General features: G+C 54.7%; 13 protein-coding genes. 6 read left to right on the top strand and 7 right to left on the bottom strand.

Going from position 1 to position 17,009, the window contains the following annotated elements; translation table 11 throughout:
* Positions 1–14: 14 nt before the first annotated feature.
* The 3 genes from ACZ41M_RS09535 to ACZ41M_RS09525 form a co-directional block, all read right to left on the bottom strand.
* The gene (locus ACZ41M_RS09535) at positions 15–740 is read right to left on the bottom strand and encodes a hypothetical protein (protein WP_464731387.1); all 726 of its coding nucleotides are present in this window, start codon (positions 738–740) and stop codon (positions 15–17) included.
* A gap of 42 nt (positions 741–782) precedes the next feature.
* Complete coding sequence (locus tag ACZ41M_RS09530) at positions 783–3,506, bottom strand: DNA topoisomerase III (RefSeq protein ID WP_464731388.1); 2,724 nt, start codon at positions 3,504–3,506, stop codon at positions 783–785.
* Positions 3,507–3,642: 136 nt separating this feature from the next.
* A complete protein-coding gene (locus ACZ41M_RS09525; protein ID WP_464731389.1) occupies positions 3,643–4,380 on the bottom strand; it encodes a sulfite exporter TauE/SafE family protein in 738 nt (245 codons plus the stop codon).
* Between the two features lie 89 nt (positions 4,381–4,469).
* Between ACZ41M_RS09525 and mnmE the strand changes: the two genes are divergently transcribed.
* Positions 4,470–5,921, top strand: coding sequence for a tRNA uridine-5-carboxymethylaminomethyl(34) synthesis GTPase MnmE (mnmE, locus tag ACZ41M_RS09520; protein ID WP_464731390.1), 1,452 nt, complete (start codon positions 4,470–4,472; stop codon positions 5,919–5,921).
* A gap of 38 nt (positions 5,922–5,959) precedes the next feature.
* On the opposite strand, the gene ACZ41M_RS09515 is transcribed toward mnmE, so the two are convergent.
* Complete coding sequence (locus tag ACZ41M_RS09515; protein WP_464731391.1) at positions 5,960–6,637, bottom strand: NAD(P)H-binding protein; 678 nt, start codon at positions 6,635–6,637, stop codon at positions 5,960–5,962.
* Between the two features lie 292 nt (positions 6,638–6,929).
* Here ACZ41M_RS09515 and creB point away from each other — a divergent pair, with 292 nt between their 5' ends.
* The 5 genes from creB (at position 6,930) to ACZ41M_RS09490 (ending at position 12,014) form a co-directional block, all read left to right on the top strand.
* Positions 6,930–7,676, top strand: coding sequence for a two-component system response regulator CreB (creB, locus tag ACZ41M_RS09510; RefSeq protein ID WP_464731392.1), 747 nt, complete (start codon positions 6,930–6,932; stop codon positions 7,674–7,676).
* Positions 7,673–9,115, top strand: a complete 1,443-nt coding sequence (gene creC / locus ACZ41M_RS09505) for a two-component system sensor histidine kinase CreC (protein ID WP_464731393.1) — start codon at positions 7,673–7,675, stop codon at positions 9,113–9,115. Before creB ends, creC begins: the two co-directional genes overlap by 4 nt.
* Before the next feature lie 99 nt (positions 9,116–9,214).
* A complete protein-coding gene (gene creD, locus ACZ41M_RS09500) occupies positions 9,215–10,540 on the top strand; it encodes a cell envelope integrity protein CreD (RefSeq protein WP_464731394.1) in 1,326 nt (441 codons plus the stop codon).
* Positions 10,541–10,612: 72 nt separating this feature from the next.
* A complete protein-coding gene (locus tag ACZ41M_RS09495; RefSeq protein WP_464731395.1) occupies positions 10,613–11,311 on the top strand; it encodes a helix-turn-helix transcriptional regulator in 699 nt (232 codons plus the stop codon).
* 94 nt (positions 11,312–11,405) lie between these two features.
* Positions 11,406–12,014 carry a glutathione S-transferase family protein gene (locus ACZ41M_RS09490; protein WP_464731396.1) on the top strand — a complete coding sequence of 203 codons (609 nt, stop codon included), beginning with the start codon at positions 11,406–11,408 and terminating at the stop codon, positions 12,012–12,014.
* A 275-nt stretch (positions 12,015–12,289) separates the two neighbouring features.
* Here the strand turns inward: ACZ41M_RS09490 and ACZ41M_RS09485 are convergent, their stop codons facing one another.
* The 3 genes from ACZ41M_RS09485 to ACZ41M_RS09475 form a co-directional block, all read right to left on the bottom strand.
* Positions 12,290–13,438: a glycerophosphodiester phosphodiesterase gene (locus ACZ41M_RS09485; RefSeq protein WP_464731397.1), complete on the bottom strand. Its 1,149-nt coding sequence runs from the start codon at positions 13,436–13,438 to the stop codon at positions 12,290–12,292.
* Positions 13,439–13,751: 313 nt separating this feature from the next.
* Positions 13,752–14,474 carry an aquaporin Z gene (gene aqpZ, locus ACZ41M_RS09480; RefSeq protein WP_464731398.1) on the bottom strand — a complete coding sequence of 241 codons (723 nt, stop codon included), beginning with the start codon at positions 14,472–14,474 and terminating at the stop codon, positions 13,752–13,754.
* 144 nt (positions 14,475–14,618) lie between these two features.
* Entirely contained in the window at positions 14,619–16,889 is a 2,271-nt protein-coding gene (locus tag ACZ41M_RS09475; protein WP_464731399.1) for an Orn/Lys/Arg family decarboxylase, read from the bottom strand.
* Positions 16,890–17,009 lie beyond the last annotated feature (120 nt).

The following is a 17,009-nucleotide window of genomic DNA, read 5'->3' as shown; positions in this document are numbered from 1 at the left end:
CTTGTGAATAGGATTTACGGTTCGTCGCAATCATAGTAGCGGATTTTGCCAACGCTTTGTACAAAAGCTTTGTCCGCCGCTTTTTGTTCTTTCTCGCTCAGATCGGGTTGTTGGCGATTGACGCAATTGTGCCAATGATAATGCAACAACTCCCGCGTCATCTTCGCCTCGGATTGCGCCCAAGCGCGTTGTGAGCGCGCCACGCAATCACTCGGATCGGCGTTGTCACGACAACTGGCTTTGAGCAGTTGCAGGGCTTTGGCGGTTTTTTCCGCCGATGGCGGACTTTGCAGGATTTGCACGATATTTTGGCACTGCGGGCGTTGCGACGGGGCGAATTGATTCAATATTGCGTAGTCATTTTTGTGTGCCGCATCGCGTTTAATGCGCTGCAAATCGTAGAAAAATTGGTCGCGCGCGATCATGCGCTGGCGCACCGTTTCAATCACGGGGTGCGCAATGAAGTTGCGCGGGTCTTGCAAGATCGCTTGATTGCGGCGATGCTCGGCATCGTCCTGCGCCTGTGTGTTTTTCTCATCGTAAATGCTGATCAAGTGATCGGCATTGAGCTTGAGCGTGGCGTCCAACTGCGCCGCCGTGACTTTTCGATCGTCGTAGCTGGCGCTCGCGCGACACAATTCGCTTTCCCATTTGAACACCTGCGTTTTGGCCAACGCTGCACCGCTCAATACCAAGCCCAACATCAATAGGGTGGGTTTCATCCAACAACGTGTGTTCATATCGAACTCCTTGCTCAGACGGACGCTGCCGCACTCCTCGGTTTAAAACGGTGGCTCGTCGTCATACGCCGACAGTGGCGGATTGTCATCAGGCGGCATCTCATCGCTCGCCTCGGCTTTTTTCGCGCGCGTGGTTTTAGCGGTCGTTTTTGTCACCGCTTTGGCCGCTGTTTTGGTGCTCTTGGCCGCCTTGGTGGTTTTTGCCTTGGCAGTGGCTTTTTTAGCCGGTGCTTTCTCGGCTTTCGCCTCGCCTGCTTCGCCTTCTGCCGCACCCTTCACCGTTTTTCCTGCTTTCGGCGCTTTGGCTTCAAACTCAAAGCCGACTTTGCCTTTGGCTTTGTCCAGCACCAAATAGGCTTTGAACAAGCGCCCCGTGCGCGCGGATTTGAATCCGGTGAGCAGGTCGGTTTTGCCCTCGCCCAACAATTTGCGCATCTGTTCCGGCTCAATGATTTGTTGCAAAATCACTTGGCCGGAGCGGAAATCGCAGTTTTTTTCGGGGCCAACGGCGCGCTCGCAAATATAGCTCAGGCCGTTTTCATAGACGTTCGCAGCGCATTTCGGGCATTTACCCAGCGGGGTTTTGGTGGAGAAATCGGGCGCTTCTTCGTCATCCGAGCTTTGACCGAAGTCAAACTCCATTTTGTATTTCGCAGCGGATTCTTTATCCTCGACAATGCGTAAAATCGCGGCGAATGGGCGCCCCATTTTGCTGCGGAATCCTTGCAGCAGCGGCGTTTCGCGGGTTTTGAGTAGGTCTTCGACTTCTTCAATCTCAAATGTGCGTCCACCCGGCGTTTTGCTCATAGAGAATTCACACTGCGTGCAGGCGAAACGACGGTAGTTTTCTTTGATCACGCCACCGCAATTCGGACACGGCGTTTTCAGCGTGGCATAGTCGCCCGGCACGGTGTCGGCTTCGTATTCTTTGGCACGCTTGACGATAATTTGCGTCATTTTGGCGATTTCGCGCATGAAGGTATCGCGCTGTAATTCACCCCGCTCCATTTGCGCGAGTTTATTTTCCCAGTTACCCGTCAGTTCGGGCGAGGTCAATTCCTCCACGCCCAAACCACGCAGCAACGTGAGCAGCTGAAAGGCTTTGGCCGTCGGGTGCATTTCGCGCCCTTCGCGCACGAGGTATTTCTCGGTCAGCAGCCCTTCGATGATCGCGGCGCGCGTCGCGGGCGTGCCCAGTCCTTTGCCGCTCATGGCTTCTTTTAGCTCGGAATCATCCAGCAGTTTGCCCGCGCCTTCCATCGCCGAGAGCAAGGTCGCCTCGGAGTAGCGCGCCGGCGGTCGGGTTTGCAGGGCTTTCGGCTCGACTTTTTCGGTCTGCACGGTTTCGTCTTTGGCCACCGCCACCAGCATGTCGTCGTCTTTTTGCTGATCGCGCCCGTAAATCACGAGCCAGCCCGGATTGGTCAATACGCGACCTTCGGTTTTGAAGTGGTGTCCCGAGACCTTGGTCACGCGTGTGGTGACCATGAATTCGGCGGCGGGATAGAACACGGCCATGAAACGTTTGACCACCAGATCATAGAGCTTTTGCTCCGGTTCGGACAAATGTTTAGGCGCTTGTAATGTAGGGATAATCGCAAAGTGATCGCTCACTTTGGCGTTATCAAAAATGCGTTTGTTCGGTTTGACCCAGCCATTTTTCTCGATGCTTTGGGCAAAACGAGTGTAGTTGTCCTGCTCCTTGAGCATGGCGACGGTTTGCTTGACCGTGTTGATGTAGTCTTCGGGCAGCGCCTTGGAATCGGTACGCGGGTAGGTCAGGACTTTGTGCTTTTCGTACAGCGCCTGCGCCAGACCGAGGGTGTTTTTCGCGGAGAAGCCAAAACGCGCGTTCGCCTCGCGTTGCAAACTGGTGAGGTCAAACAGCGCCGGCGCCATTTGCGTGGTCGGTTTGGATTCTTCGGTCACCGTGCCGTTTTGCCCTTTGCAGGCCATGACCACGGTGTCGGCCGCGGTTTTGCTCCAGAGGCGGTTGTCTTTGCGCTCGGGGTCGTTCAGATTTTCTTTGGCATTTTTATCAAATTTCGGGTCGAACCAGCGACCGTTGTACACGCCCTGCGCACAGATGAATTCGGCGTGTACCTCCCAATAATCGCGCGAGATGAATTTGCGAATCGCCTCTTCGCGCTCAACCACGATGGTCAGCGTCGGTGTCTGCACGCGACCCACCGTCGTTAGGAAAAAGCCGCCGTCGCGCGAGTTAAACGCAGTCATGGCGCGCGTGCCGTTAATGCCGACCAGCCAGTCGGCCTCGGAACGCGAACGCGCCGCATCGGCCAGATTGAGCATCTGCGCATCCGTGCGCAGATCGGCCAAGCCATCGCGAATCGCCTGCGGCGTCATGCTCTGCAACCACAGCCGTTGCGAAGGTTGCTTCGCCTTGGTGTACTGCATGATGTAGCGGAAAATCAGCTCGCCCTCACGCCCCGCGTCACAGGCATTGATGACGTGGTCGATGTCTTTGCGACGCAAAAGTTTGGCCAATGATTTGAGCTTCGCCTCAGATTTGGCAATCGGTTTGAGGTCAAAATGCGGCGGAATATGCGGCAGGTGCGTAAAGCTCCATTTACCGCGCTTGATTTCGTACTCCTCGGGCACCACCAATTCGAGCAAATGACCGACCGCTGAGGCGATCACATACTGATCGTTCTCATGATGGTCGTCTTTTTTCACACAGCCGCCGATCGCACGCGCGATGTCGTTGGCGACTGAAGGTTTCTCGGCAATAATCAGGGTTTTGCTCATGGCATACTCAAATTGAATAATTCTATATAGACGCCGAAAACCCACGCAGACACATTGACACGCGCGGGTTTGGCAGGGCGGCTCATCATACCCGCGTTAGCACCATCAACGCAAGCACGACGCCCAATAATTGCGCTCAAGCGCGCAGATTTTCCCACAACCAGCGCACAATCAACTGCACAGCGAGTGCCGTCACCGTCCATTTGAGCAACCACACGCCGCGCGCCTCATTCACGCGTCCGCGCAAGTGTTTGCCCAAAAACGAACCGAGTACCGAACCGCTGAGCATCATCGCCATCATCCCGCCATAACGCCAAAAAGCAAAGCCCGCCGCGATATAAGTAAGCACCTTAAACGCGTGCATCACCGACATCATCGCCGACTGCGTCAGAATCACCTCATCCTTTTTCAGCCCTTGATGCAGCAACACCGACGGCAAAATCAGCCCCATCGAGCCGATGAACAGCGACGTACTGGTCAGAAAAAGGCCGAGCACCGTCATATTATTAAACAATACGCCCGAGCGCTGCACCAACCGCGTCCACGTCACCAACAATATAAATACGCCCAATAGCAAGGGTAAATACGCAAACGAAAAACTGCCCAGCAAGAAATAGCCCAAACCCGCACCGATCAAGGCACCGGGCAAAAATGGTACAATCAGCCGCCACGCCACCAAACGCCAGTCCAACGCCAAGCGCGACAAATTACTGATCAACTGCGTCGCGCCGTGAATCGGAATCACCAGATTCGGCGCCAACACATTGGGCAAGGTCGCGAGCAAAGTCATGCCGCCGCCCACACCGATCACCGACGTCAACGCCGAGGTCAATGCGCACAGCACAAACAAGCCCACGTCGTTCATCGTCAGCATGATAAAATGTCCAAAAATGGGGCATTGTAGCCGCCCGCTCGGGCGTAGACAAGCAATACCAACACGCCAAACACACCACGCAATCACCAATGATAAACTCCACGCACGCCGCCCAGTACGCTCAATCCGCACCATCTACCGCGTCCACAGAGCATACCGAAACCATCGTCGCCATCGCCACAGCAGCCGGTCGTGGTGGCGTCGGCGTGATTCGCGCCTCCGGTTCGCAGGCGACGATTCAGGCGCTGATCGAGCAAATATGTAAGCGCACACTCTCGCCACGTCATGCACATTACGGGGCGTTTATCGATACCGATGGACAAGCCATCGATCACGGTATTGCGCTGTATTTCCCCGCGCCGCACTCCTACACCGGCGAACATGTGCTCGAATTACAAGGACACGGTGGCCCCGTGGTGATGCAATTGCTGCTGCGCCGCTGTCTGAATGCCGTGCCTAATATCCGCCTCGCGCACGCGGGCGAATTCACCCAGCGTGCCTTTCTCAATGACAAAATGGACTTGGCGCAGGCCGAAGGCGTCGCCGATTTGATCGAGGCCGCCACCGAATCCGCCGCCAAAAGCGCGGTGCGTTCACTCTCCGGCGTATTCTCCAATCGCATTCACGAACTGGTGCAGCAGGTCATTCACCTGCGCATGTTGGTCGAAGCGACGCTCGATTTCCCTGAAGAGGAAATCGATTTTCTGCAAAAAGCCGATGCATTCGGCCAACTCGATCGCATTCAAACCCAACTCGGCGCCGTGTTGCACTCAGCCAAGCAAGGTGCGCTGCTGCGCAACGGCGTGAACGTCGTTTTGGTCGGCCAACCCAATGTCGGCAAATCATCGCTGCTCAATGCACTCGCGGGACAAGACGTCGCCATCGTCACCGACATCGCGGGCACGACGCGCGATACCGTCAGCCAAGCGATCCAGATTGACGGCGTGCCGCTGAACATCATCGATACCGCCGGACTGCGCGAGACCCACGATGTGGTCGAAAAAATCGGTATTGAGCGCACTTGGGCGGCGGTGGAGCGCGCCGACGTGGTGTTGCATTTGATCGATGCACGGGTTGACGCGGATCATTCCGACCATAGCGACCATGACGACCATTTGGATGATGAATTATTGAGCCAACTGCGTGCGCGCGTAGGCGCACACGTGCCGTTTCTCACCCTGCACAACAAAATGGATTTGGCAAACAGCGCGCCTGCGGTTTTGGATGGCAACAGCCTCGCCATCAGCGCAAAAACCGGCGCTGGCTTGGACGCCTTGCGCGCTCGTCTGCTGGAAATCGTCGGTTTTGAAACCACCACCGATGACAGCTTCATCGCCCGCGAACGTCACCTCACTGCCCTGCGTGCGGCCGATGAACACCTGCAAATGGCCTACGCGCATGCGCTCACGCAAGATCAAAAACTCGACCTGTTCGCCGAAGAGTTGCGTCTGGCGCAAGAGCAGCTCAACGCCATCACCGGCGAATTCACCGCAGACGACCTGCTCGGCGTGATTTTCTCCAGTTTTTGTATTGGTAAATAAATCGGCTTATCGATTCATCAGCTCATTTTTCACCGTATTCAATCAAACAACTCGTCCAGACGAAAGCGCTCCACGTTTTGCCCCGCATGGTGATCTGAGTTTGCCCCCTGCTTCGACGGTGACTGACTGATGCGAATCATCTTCGCCGCCACCTCCTCACCGCGTATCGGGCGAAAGCGGCGCAAACCGGGGAGCTGGCAAATCAGCGGCAACAGCCACGCGCCCAATTGCTCACCCACGCGCCGCTCGGTGCGCTCACCCAACAATAACGACGGCTGGACAATGCTGATGCGCGCGAATGGCAAGGCGCTCACTTTCTGCTCCAACTCGCCCTTCATCTGCAAATACGCATTGCGGCTGCTCGCATCCGCACCGCTGGAAGAGACGAGGATATAATGCCGCACCCCTTGCTGCGCGGCCAATTGCGCGGCGGCGAATTGATAATCCACATCCACCACGCGTTGCGCGGCGATGGAGCCGGCTTGCTGGCGCGTCGTTCCGAGGCAGGAAAACAACACGTCGCCTCGAAATAGTTCGGCATGGCGCGCCAACTGCGCAAAATCCAGTACATGGTTCTCCACCTTTGGGCTGTTATATTCAACCGCCCGCCGCGTGAGCGTGACGATGCGTTCCACCCCGTCGTTTTGCGCCAATTGTTCCACCAACGCACGCCCCACCAAACCCGTCGCTCCGATGACGATGACCGTTTGTTTCATTGTTCCCTCCAATCTTAAGGAAGTACGGAATAACCCAAACCAGTCTGCGTTCTGAGACGCCAATCAACCAGCGCAGACGGTAGGGGTTATTCCGTACTTCCTTAAAGTTCTGTGTATTTCAGTCAGTTTACTACACCTGCGCCAACCTGACTGCGGGCTGTATATGGACTGTGTATCAATAAAAACCTGCGACATCCGACTCACTTCACATCCGGCACACACAGCCGCGGTATGATATCGGTAGGGGTTATTCCACACTTCCTTAAATGGTATACACTGCTACCCACCGATTATGATTCATCCTATCTTTATCGCCATGCCAACCGACATTACCATCTGGCTCATCGAGGACGAAGCCGCCATCGCAGACACCTTGATCTACGCCCTACAAACCGAAGGCTACGCCGTGCGCTGGTTTGAGCGCGGGCAGCTCATGCTGGATGCGTTGGCGCACACGCAACCGGCTTTGCTCATTCTCGATATTGGCCTTCCGGACATCAACGGTTTTGAGGTCTGTCGGCAGGTGTTGGCGCGTTATGATCTGCCGCTGTTGTTTTTAACCGCGCGCGCCGAGGAGGTGGACCGCATCGTCGGTCTGGAAATGGGTGCGGACGACTACATCGCCAAGCCGTTTTCACCGCGCGAAGTTTGCGCCCGCGTGCGCACGGTTTTGCGCCGTTATCAAAAAACGCAAGCGCCATTGGATGCGTCCTCACTCGCTGTCGAGTCGGCCAAACCTTTATTCGAGGTGCGTGAACAGCACGGACTGATTATCTTTTGCGGGCAAGTCCTCAACCTCACCCGCTATGAATTTTTACTGCTCAAAACCCTGCTCGCCGAGCCGCTGCGGATTTTCCCGCGTCAGCTGCTGATGGATTTGGTCTGGCACGATGCGCTGGACACGGTGGATCGCACGGTGGACACGCACATCAAGACCCTGCGCCAAAAACTGCGCGCCGTGAATGAAACGCTCAACCCCATCCACACCCACCGCGGATTGGGCTACAGCATCAGTGTGCATGCCGAGGAGGCACCATGAGAATCAGCCTGCGTATTTTGCTCGGCTATTTTTTACTCGTGGGCATTGCCGCGTGGTTCGTATTGAATATCTTCGTCGAAGAAATCAAACCCGGCGTGCGCCAAACCACGGAGGATGCGTTGGTGGACACCACGCATGTTTTGGCACAAATCGCCGAGCAAGACCTGCGCTCAGGTTCGTTACAAAACGGCGCATTGGCGCAAGCCTTCCGACAAATGCAAACAGACGAGGTCCAAGCCAATATTTCGGGCATTCAAAAATCCAGCGTCGCCCTGCGCGTATACGCCACCGACGCGCAAGGCGTCGTGCTGTACGACTCCAGCGGCGTGGATGTCGGTGCGGATTATTCGCGCTGGAATGATGTGTACCTGACACTGCGCGGGCAATACGGCGCGCGCTCAACCCGCAGCGATCCGAACGACGGAACGACCAGCGTCATGCACGTCGCCGCACCGATCATGCGCGATGGCCGTATCATCGGCTCATTGACGGTGGCCAAACCCAACAGCACCCTGCTGCCCATCATCACCCGTTCCGAGCAACGCATCCTATGGGCAGGCGGTCTATTGCTCGGTATCGCGCTGTTCATCGGCGCACTGATGACGTGGTGGGTGAACCGTTCGATCAAGCGCTTGCAAAACTACGCCGAGCAAGTCGCTCAAGGGAACAACGTCGCTGTGCCGCGTTTTCGCAGCACCGAGCTGGATCAATTGGCCGCCTCGGTCGAGCAAATGCGCCAACAGTTGGAAGGCAAAACCTATGTGGAACACTATGTACACAGCCTCACGCATGAGCTCAAAAGCCCGCTGACCGCGATTAAAAGCGCCACCGAATTGTTGCAGGAGCATCCGCCGGAGGACGTGCGTGAACGCTTCACCGCCACCATTGAGCAACAAACCACTCGCCTGCAACTGCTGGTGGATCGGCTGTTGCAACTGGCGAGCATTGAGCGTGCGCCGACCTTGGAGACCGAAAACATCGCACTGGACGAAGTGATTCACAGCGCAGCGCAAGGTGTGCAGGTCAAACTGGCGCAACGCGGCATTCAACTGAAGATGCAACTGAACCATCACCCGCAGATCCAAGCGGACAAACTGCTCCTCACCCAAGCCCTCGTCAATGTGCTGGACAACGCGATTGATTTTTCCGCCGATGGCGGGCAAATTGAGCTGTACGATGAAGCCAGCCTGCGCAGCCATCAATTGCTCATTCGTGATCACGGTGTTGGCATTCCCGAGTACGCACTGGCGCAGGTATTCGACCGTTTTTACTCGCTCGCACGCCCACACACACACGCGAACGCGCACAAAAGCACGGGTTTGGGTCTGAGCTTTGTGCGCGAAGTCATGCGCAAACACGGCGGCAAGATCGACATCGCCAACCACCCGCAAGGTGGCGTGATCGTGCGTTTGACTTTACCCAAGTCCATGCCCAAATAAAATTTTTCGCCACTTCACTTTCGCTTCATTGCCCGCTCACACACCCTGACTAAACTGAACGCATCACCGACATGGTGTCGGTTTTTTCAGGAGTATGTCATGCGTCGTTTCAACCCCTTAATCATCAAAATCATGAGTTTGCTGTTTTTGGTGCTGTGTTTTATGATCCCCGTGGACATGGTGCGCGATTTAATTCGCGATCGACAGTTTTATCAATCACAGGTTGAACAGGAGCTGACCCAAAGTACCTCGGGCGAACAAACCATCGCCGCCCCGATTTTGGTTGTGCCCTATCAATTGGTGGAAGGCAAAACCCGCACGGAGCAGCGCTTGATCGTATTGCCCGAGCAGTTAAATATTGACGGGCAGGTGCAGGTATCTCCGCTCAAGCGCGCGATCTATACCTTCCAAACGTTTCAAAGCACCACCGCGCTGACGGGGCATTTCTCGCGCGCGCCGCTGCAAGCCCTGCGCGCCAAAAAAGGTGTGACCCTGGGTACGCCGTTTCTCGCCGTCGGTGTGAGCGATGCGCGCGGTTTGGGTAAAAGCGAGCCGTTCACTTGGGCGGGCAAACGCTACACCTTTAGCGCCGGTACACAGCTGCACGCCCTGCCCAACGGAATGCACGCCGCTTTGCCACTGTCCGATTGGGACATCGCCGGTTCGGCGCCGCTGAATTTTTCCATCCAATTGAATGTGAACGGCAGCTCACGCATCAGCTATGTGCCTTTGGGCGAAAACACACAGGTGACGCTCGCGGGCAATTGGCCACACCCGAAATTCGCGGGCAGCACAGTCACGCAAACGCGCAATGTCATGCCGCAAGGATTTAACGCAAGCTGGCAAAGCAATTGGTTTGCCAATAATCTGAACACCACACTGCCCTCGATTGAAAACAGCACCGCCAATGGCGGAAATGGCAGCATTGAGCAGTTGTACCGCATCGACACCGATTTGATCCAAACGGTTGATCATTACCAATTGAACGAACGCATGGCGAAATACTCCATGTTGTTCATTGGCTTGACGTTTTTGGCCTTTTTTATGTTTGAAGTGCTGCGCCATTTGCGCGTACATCCGCTGCAATACGCCTTGGTCGGTGTCGCTTTGACCGTATTTTTCGTGTTGCTGTTGTCGCTCTCCGAGCATATTGGTTTTAATAAAGCCTACGCCTTGGCCGCGACCGCGTGTGTGGGACAAATCGGCTTTTATGTCAGCCATATTTTGCACAGCGTCAAACGCGGCATCGGCTTTTCTCTCGCCTTGGCAACACTGTATGCGGTGCTGTTTGGCCTGCTGCAATCCGAAGATATTTCATTGCTGCTCGGTAGCATCGGCTTGTTTGCCGTGGTCTCCGTGGTGATGTTCGCCACGCGCCGATTGAATTGGTACGCATTGTCCGATCATGCGCGTGCTGAGCGTTAACATTCATCCATTTAACGCGGTTCATGGCGTTTTTGCTATGATGCAATGATCTAAACCTCACCCGAGTTTGCCATGAGCCGCTCCGAACGTTTACTCACCTTACTGCAGTTGCTGCGTCGCCATCGGTTTGCCGTCTCGGCGACGCAGTTAGCTCAGACGCTGGGCATCAGTGTGCGCACGGTGTATCGCGACATCGACGCGCTGCGTGCGCAAGGGGCGCGCATCGAGGGCGAAAGTGGCGTGGGATATTTGTTGCGGCAAGATTTTTTATTGCCCCCGCTGACTTTGTCCGCCGAGGAAGCCGAGGCTTTGTTGCTCGGTGTGCGCTGGGTGGCGAAACACGGTGATGCACAACTGGTGCTCGCTGCCCAACAAGCCTTTGCCAAAATTGAGCGCGTTTTGCCCGCTGAGCTGCGCGTGAGCATCAATCAATCGCCGCTGTTGGTTGGTTCGCGCCGCAAATACGACACGCACGAGCAGGAAACCTTGGCGCAGATTCGCCACGCGATTCGCCTCGGGCGCAAAGTCGACATTCGCTATTGTGACGCGCAGGACACGCACAGCGACCGCACGATTTGGCCGTTTGCGGTCGGTTATTTTGATCAGACGCGCGTGGTCGCCGCTTGGTGCGAAATACGCCGTGATTTTCGCCATTTTCGCACCGATCGCATTACCAAACTCCTCATCAGTGATGAATGCACACCCGAATCCACCGCCGATCTGTTGGCACGCTGGCATGCGCAAACGGGTATCCCAACTCCATACATTTAAGCCCCTGCGTGATGACGCATGACTACTGACAGAATCTGTCAGTGGCTGCAGCTATACTGCTCTTACCTTTTACCCCCGCTGAAGGAGCACACTCATGGAGCAACTTACTTTTTACACCAACCCTCAATCCCGTGGCCGTTCGGTGCGCTGGATGCTGGAGGAGTGCGGCGCGTCGTTCGACACCGTCCTCATGGATTTCGACGGCAGTCTGCAATCCCCCGAATACCTCGCCATCAATCCGATGGGGAAAATTCCGACCTTGCGCTACGGCGATACAGTGATTACCGAAGCCGCTGCCATCATTCTGTTTTTGGCGGATTTATTTCCCGAAAAGCAGCTCGCGCCCGCAGTCGGCAGCGCCGAACGTGGCGAATACTACCGCTGGTTTTGCTTTATGACTGGTCCGATGGAGGCGGCGGTCATGGAAAAGGTGTGGAAACTGTCTCCGCCCACCGAAGCAAGCAAATCTTTGGGTTACGGTGATTTTGAGCGCGTGGTGCGTACCGTGGAGCAGGCATTGAGCGGTAAAGATTATTTGGTCGGCAACGGCTTTACCGCTGTGGATTTGTATATGGCCGCATTTTTGAGCTTTTGCTACCGCATGCAGGTATGGCCTGAAAGCGCCGTGTGCCGCGATTATGTCAAGCGCATTCAACAGCGCGAAGCCTATATCCGCGCCATGCGCAGTATGGAAACAGCGTGATAGCAGCATAAAAAACCGCAGGAAATACGCCTGCGGTCAGATTGCTGACAAACCTTCTCAGCGTTAAATTCAGTACAAAGCCTAAGAAAAATACCGTCATACCCGCGAAAGCGGGTATCCAGAATATCAAAAAAAACAACAAGTTAGATTTTTGACTAGATTCCCGCTAAAATCATGCGGGAATGACGGAGCTTTGTTTAGGTGTATGTGCCACTTTGTCAACAGCCTCAACCGCAGGAAATACGCCTGCGGTTTTTTTTAACCATCACCGTGGTTTATTTTTTAGCGGGTACTTGGCAAAACTGATTGCGTGCAGCCACTGCCGTATCGGTGTAGTCACTGAACAAGCCATCAATACCGGTTGCGAAGAATGTGGCGTATTCGTTGTACGGATCGCCTTTGTCGTCCGAGGTCAGGTGTTTGGCCTCATTGCGGAAGGTGTACAAATGCACTTTGAGGTTCAAGTCGTGCGCGCGTTTGACCAAATCGGTGGCCGGTAAACGGTGTGTCTTGCCATCCGCATCGGTGCGGTAGGAGGCGACATAGACTTTCCACGGGCCAATGCCATTGGCAACTTTAGCGACTTCTTTCAGATTTTCAGGCTTGAGCATATCGGCGTAGGTGCGCGTGTCGCCCTGTTTGACGAAATCATACGGGCGAATCGTCGCGATGCTGCCGTCTTTGTTCACGTCATCTGCGTCGAGCAAATAGATCAGCGGCACTTGGGTCATTTTTTTCAGCGCTTTGAGGTTGGTCAGCTCGAACGATTGAATGTACACCGGCGCATTGGCGCGATTCAGACCGTGTTTTTTCAAAATCGTGACCAGTTTGTCTTCAAAGCCCAAGCCGAGATCGTGGTGCCATGCGGGGTGTTTGGTTTCCGGATACACGCCGATTTCACGGCCGTATTTTTTGGACAAATCGGCGCGCAGTTTGAGGATTTCTTCAAACGTTGGAATTTGGAATTGGCCGTCGTATTGCGGGCTACGATCAGCGCGCGGTTGTTTCGCACGCAGGGTTTTGATTTGTGCGAGTGTCAGATCAGCAGCAAACCAGCCTTCTTCGGCTTTGCCATCCACTTCGACCGTGCGTTTGTATTTAGCAAACTCCGGACGCGTGGCGATGTCGGTGGTGTCTTTCAGATTCGGCTCGTGGCGCGCGATCAGCACGCCATCTTTGGTGGACACCAGATCCGGCTCGATGAAGTCCGCACCCATTTGGATGGCTTTGGTGTAGCCTTCCAACGTGTGGTCAGGCAAATAGCCGGGCGCGCCGCGATGCGCGATCACAATCGGTGCTTTGCCGTCCAACGTCGGACACATATTGGTTTGCTTTGCCTGCGCGATATTCATGCTCATCACTCCGGTTGCCATCAGTACTGCTACAGTGATGGGCTTAATGATACGTGAAAAACTCGGTTTCATTTTATTCTCCTTGTTATTGAATGGTGATTTTGTGCGAGATGGATGAGCGATGCATGAGCAATGCCCAAAACCTGTTCAAAATCGCTTCTATCTTAGACCCGCAAGGTGACGCAAATGTGAAACACTCTATCGTTATAAATAATCATTTGATCAATTTGTTTGAACGTTTGTGCAAACACGATTAAAATTGATTGCCCGAAATAGTGTTCAAAGCAACGACGCCACAACCATAACGAGCCGCATACGCGCACAAAAAAACCGCTCGGCCTACTGAGCCGAGCGGTTTTTGATACCACCTTGTTTACAGATGCGCTTATTTTTTGGCGCAACGCTCGCATTTAACCACATTGTAGGCCAATGCGCCGAGCACGCCGCCGATGATCGGCGCTACCCAGAACAACCACACTTGCGACAGCGCCGCCGTGTCGGCAAACAAGGCCACGCCCAATGAACGCGCCGGATTGACCGAGGTGTTGGTCACAGGGATGGACACCAAGTGAATCAAAGTCAAACACAGGCCAATGGCGATCGGTGCAAAGCCCGTACCCGCGTCTTTGTGGGTTGCGCCCATGATCACGAACAAGAAGATCGCGGTCATCACCACTTCCATCACAAAAGCAGATGCCAAGCCATATTTACCCGGCGACAGATCGCCGTAGCCGTTGGACGCAAAACCGCCCGGAACCCAACCGGCTTTGCCCGAAGCGATGAAGTACAACACCGCACCGGCCACAATCCCGCCGATGACTTGCGCCGCGATGTAGCCTGCGGCGTCTTTGGCCTGAAAACGGCCGCCCGCTACCAAACCCAAAGTCACCGCCGGATTAAAATGACCGCCGGAGATGTGACCAACGGCATACGCCATGGTCAACACGGTCAAACCAAACGCCAAAGAGACGCCGACGAAGCCAATACCCAATGCGTTGCCCGCATCAGGAAACGCCGCAGCCAAAACCGCGCTACCACAACCGGCAAACACCAACCAAAACGTGCCGAAAAATTCTGCCAATAATTTGTTCACGATGAGTCCTTTCATCCAATTAAAATATCTAAAACCGCACAAAAATCATTAAAAAACGCGCTTTGTGTGCAAAGCGCGCTCATTCTAAACAAAGTTTATTAACGATATGTTGGGAGGGGCGATATTTCTACATCGTTGACTCGATGAATCGCCCGCAGATCAGTTCAGATCCGTTTCCACGCAATCGATGAAGTATTCCATTTTCCCATCCACTTCCTGCTTGATCAAACCGTGTGCGGATTGTTCAAAGCCCGGGAATTTCGCGTTGAAATCGCGGGTGAAGTTCAAATAGTCGATCACTTCCTGCGTGAAGTATTCACCCGGGATCAACAGCGGAATGCCCGGTGGATACGGCGTAAGCAAGACACCGGTCACATGCGCTGTGGTCAAATCGCGTACATTCACGCGCTTGACCTGACGATGCGCCACACGCCCCCACGCATCCGCCGGCGTCATCGCCGGTGTGATTTTGCTCAGGTACATATCGTGGATGGTTTTGGCGATATTGTGCTTTTGATAGGTTTCGTGAATCGCTTGGCACAAATCGCGCACGCCCATAGTCTCGTACTGCGGGTATTGTTTGCCAAACTCAGGGAATAGACGCCAAATCGGTCGATTATTATCGTAAATGTCTTTAAATTGCTGCAACTCGATCAACAGACTGCTCCAGCGGCCTTTGGTAATGCCGATATTGAAAATCACGAAGAAGGAGTACAAGCCCACTTTGTCAATGATGATGCCGTAGTCGGCCAAATATTTGGTCACGATCGCCGCCGGAATCCCCGTTTCGTCGAACGAGCCGTCCATGTTCAGACCCGGCATCATCACCGTGGTTTTGATCGGGTCGAGCATATTCATATTCGGTTCAATGTCACCAAAGCCATGCCAATCGTCGCCCGCTTTAACCTGCCATTTTGCCGGATCGCCCGCGCCTTTTTTCGGCAAATGCTCAGGCCCCCAGACGCTGAACCACCACGTTTGCTGCGCAGCGTATTCGGCCTCGGCCTTGCGCATGGCATGGCGAAAATCCATCGCTTCGATCAGCGATTCTTCGGTCAATGCCGTGCCGCCCGGCTCGTCCATCATCGCCGCAGCAATGTCGCACGAGGCAATGATTGAGTACTGCGGACTGGTGGAAGCGTGCATCAGGTAGGCTTCGTTAAAGCGGTAGCGATCCAGCGGTCGGTTGGTCGCATCTTGCGCCAAAATTTGCGAGGCTTGCGACAGGCTGGCGAGCAATTTATGCGTTGACTGGGTGGAGAACACCAGCGATTCTTTCGTGCGCCCATAGTCACCGTCAATCGCGTAGTAGTTTTTGTAAAACGGGTGGAAATACGCGTGCGGCTGCCATGCTTCGTCAAAATGCAGGGTGTCGATTTTGCCATCGAGCATGCCTTTGATCGCGTGCGCGTTGTACATGATGCCGTCATAGGTACACTGCGTAAGCGTGAAAATCTTTGGCTTGCGGGTTTTGTCCTCAATCAGCGGATGCGCGTCGATTTTGCGCTGAATGGTTTCCATCAAAAATTCGGACTTCGGAATCGGCCCGATGATACCGTGGTAGTTGCGCGTCGGCGAGAGAAATACCGGAATTGCACCGGTCATGATGATGGCGTGCAAATTCGATTTGTGGCAGTTGCGATCCACCACCACGATATCACCCGGCGCCACGCTGGCGTGCCAGACGACTTTATTCGAGGTGGACGTGCCGTTGGTCACGAAAAAGCAATGATCGGCCTTGAAAATACGCGCGGCGTTTTGCTCCGAATCAAACAGCGGGCCCGTGTGCGTGAGCGGTTGGCCAAGCTCCTCCACCGAGTTACAGACATCCGAGCGCAGCATATTTTCACCGTAAAACTGATGAAACAACTGCCCCACGGGGCTTTTCAGATACGCCACGCCGCCCGAATGGCCGGGCGTGTGCCACGAATACGAGGAGTTTTGCGCGTAATTGACCAAGGCCTTGAAAAACGGGGTAAACAGCCCATCGACATACAACTTCGCCTCGCGCAGCACGCGCCGCGCCATGAATTCGTTCGTGTCCTCAAACATATTCATGAAACCGTGCATCTCACGCAGCACGTCGGTCGGCAAATCGCGCGAAGTATGCGTGCGTCCATACAGGAAAATCGGGATGTCGAGGTTGCGCGCACGAATCGAATGCACCATCGCACGCAGATCCTCGATGGTTTGCGCTTTCGCCTCATCCAGCTCGATTTCGCCGTTCTCCGGCTCATCCACTGAGACGATGAAGGCCGAGGCGCGCGCCGATTGCTGTGCCAAACCGAGGAAATCACGCGCCTGCGTCACCGCCACCACGCTACCGCCCTGCGCTTCGATGGCTTCAGCCAAGGCACGCATGCCCGAGCCGGAAATATTATCCACGCGAAAATCCTGATCCACAATGATGATGGGAAAATCAAATTTCATAATCTGTCCTTTGCCTTGATCTCACGCGAGGCCTTGTTGGAGCAACCGTGGCGCGAGTCCGTTCTTTATAATCGTGTGCCAATCTGTGCGAAGCGTCCATTCTATCAGCAGCTCGTGCGC

It is taken from the genome of Puribacter membranae (genome assembly GCF_055380425.1).
Note: the sequence above shows the minus strand (reverse complement) of the source record. Positions and strands in the feature narration are given on the sequence as shown.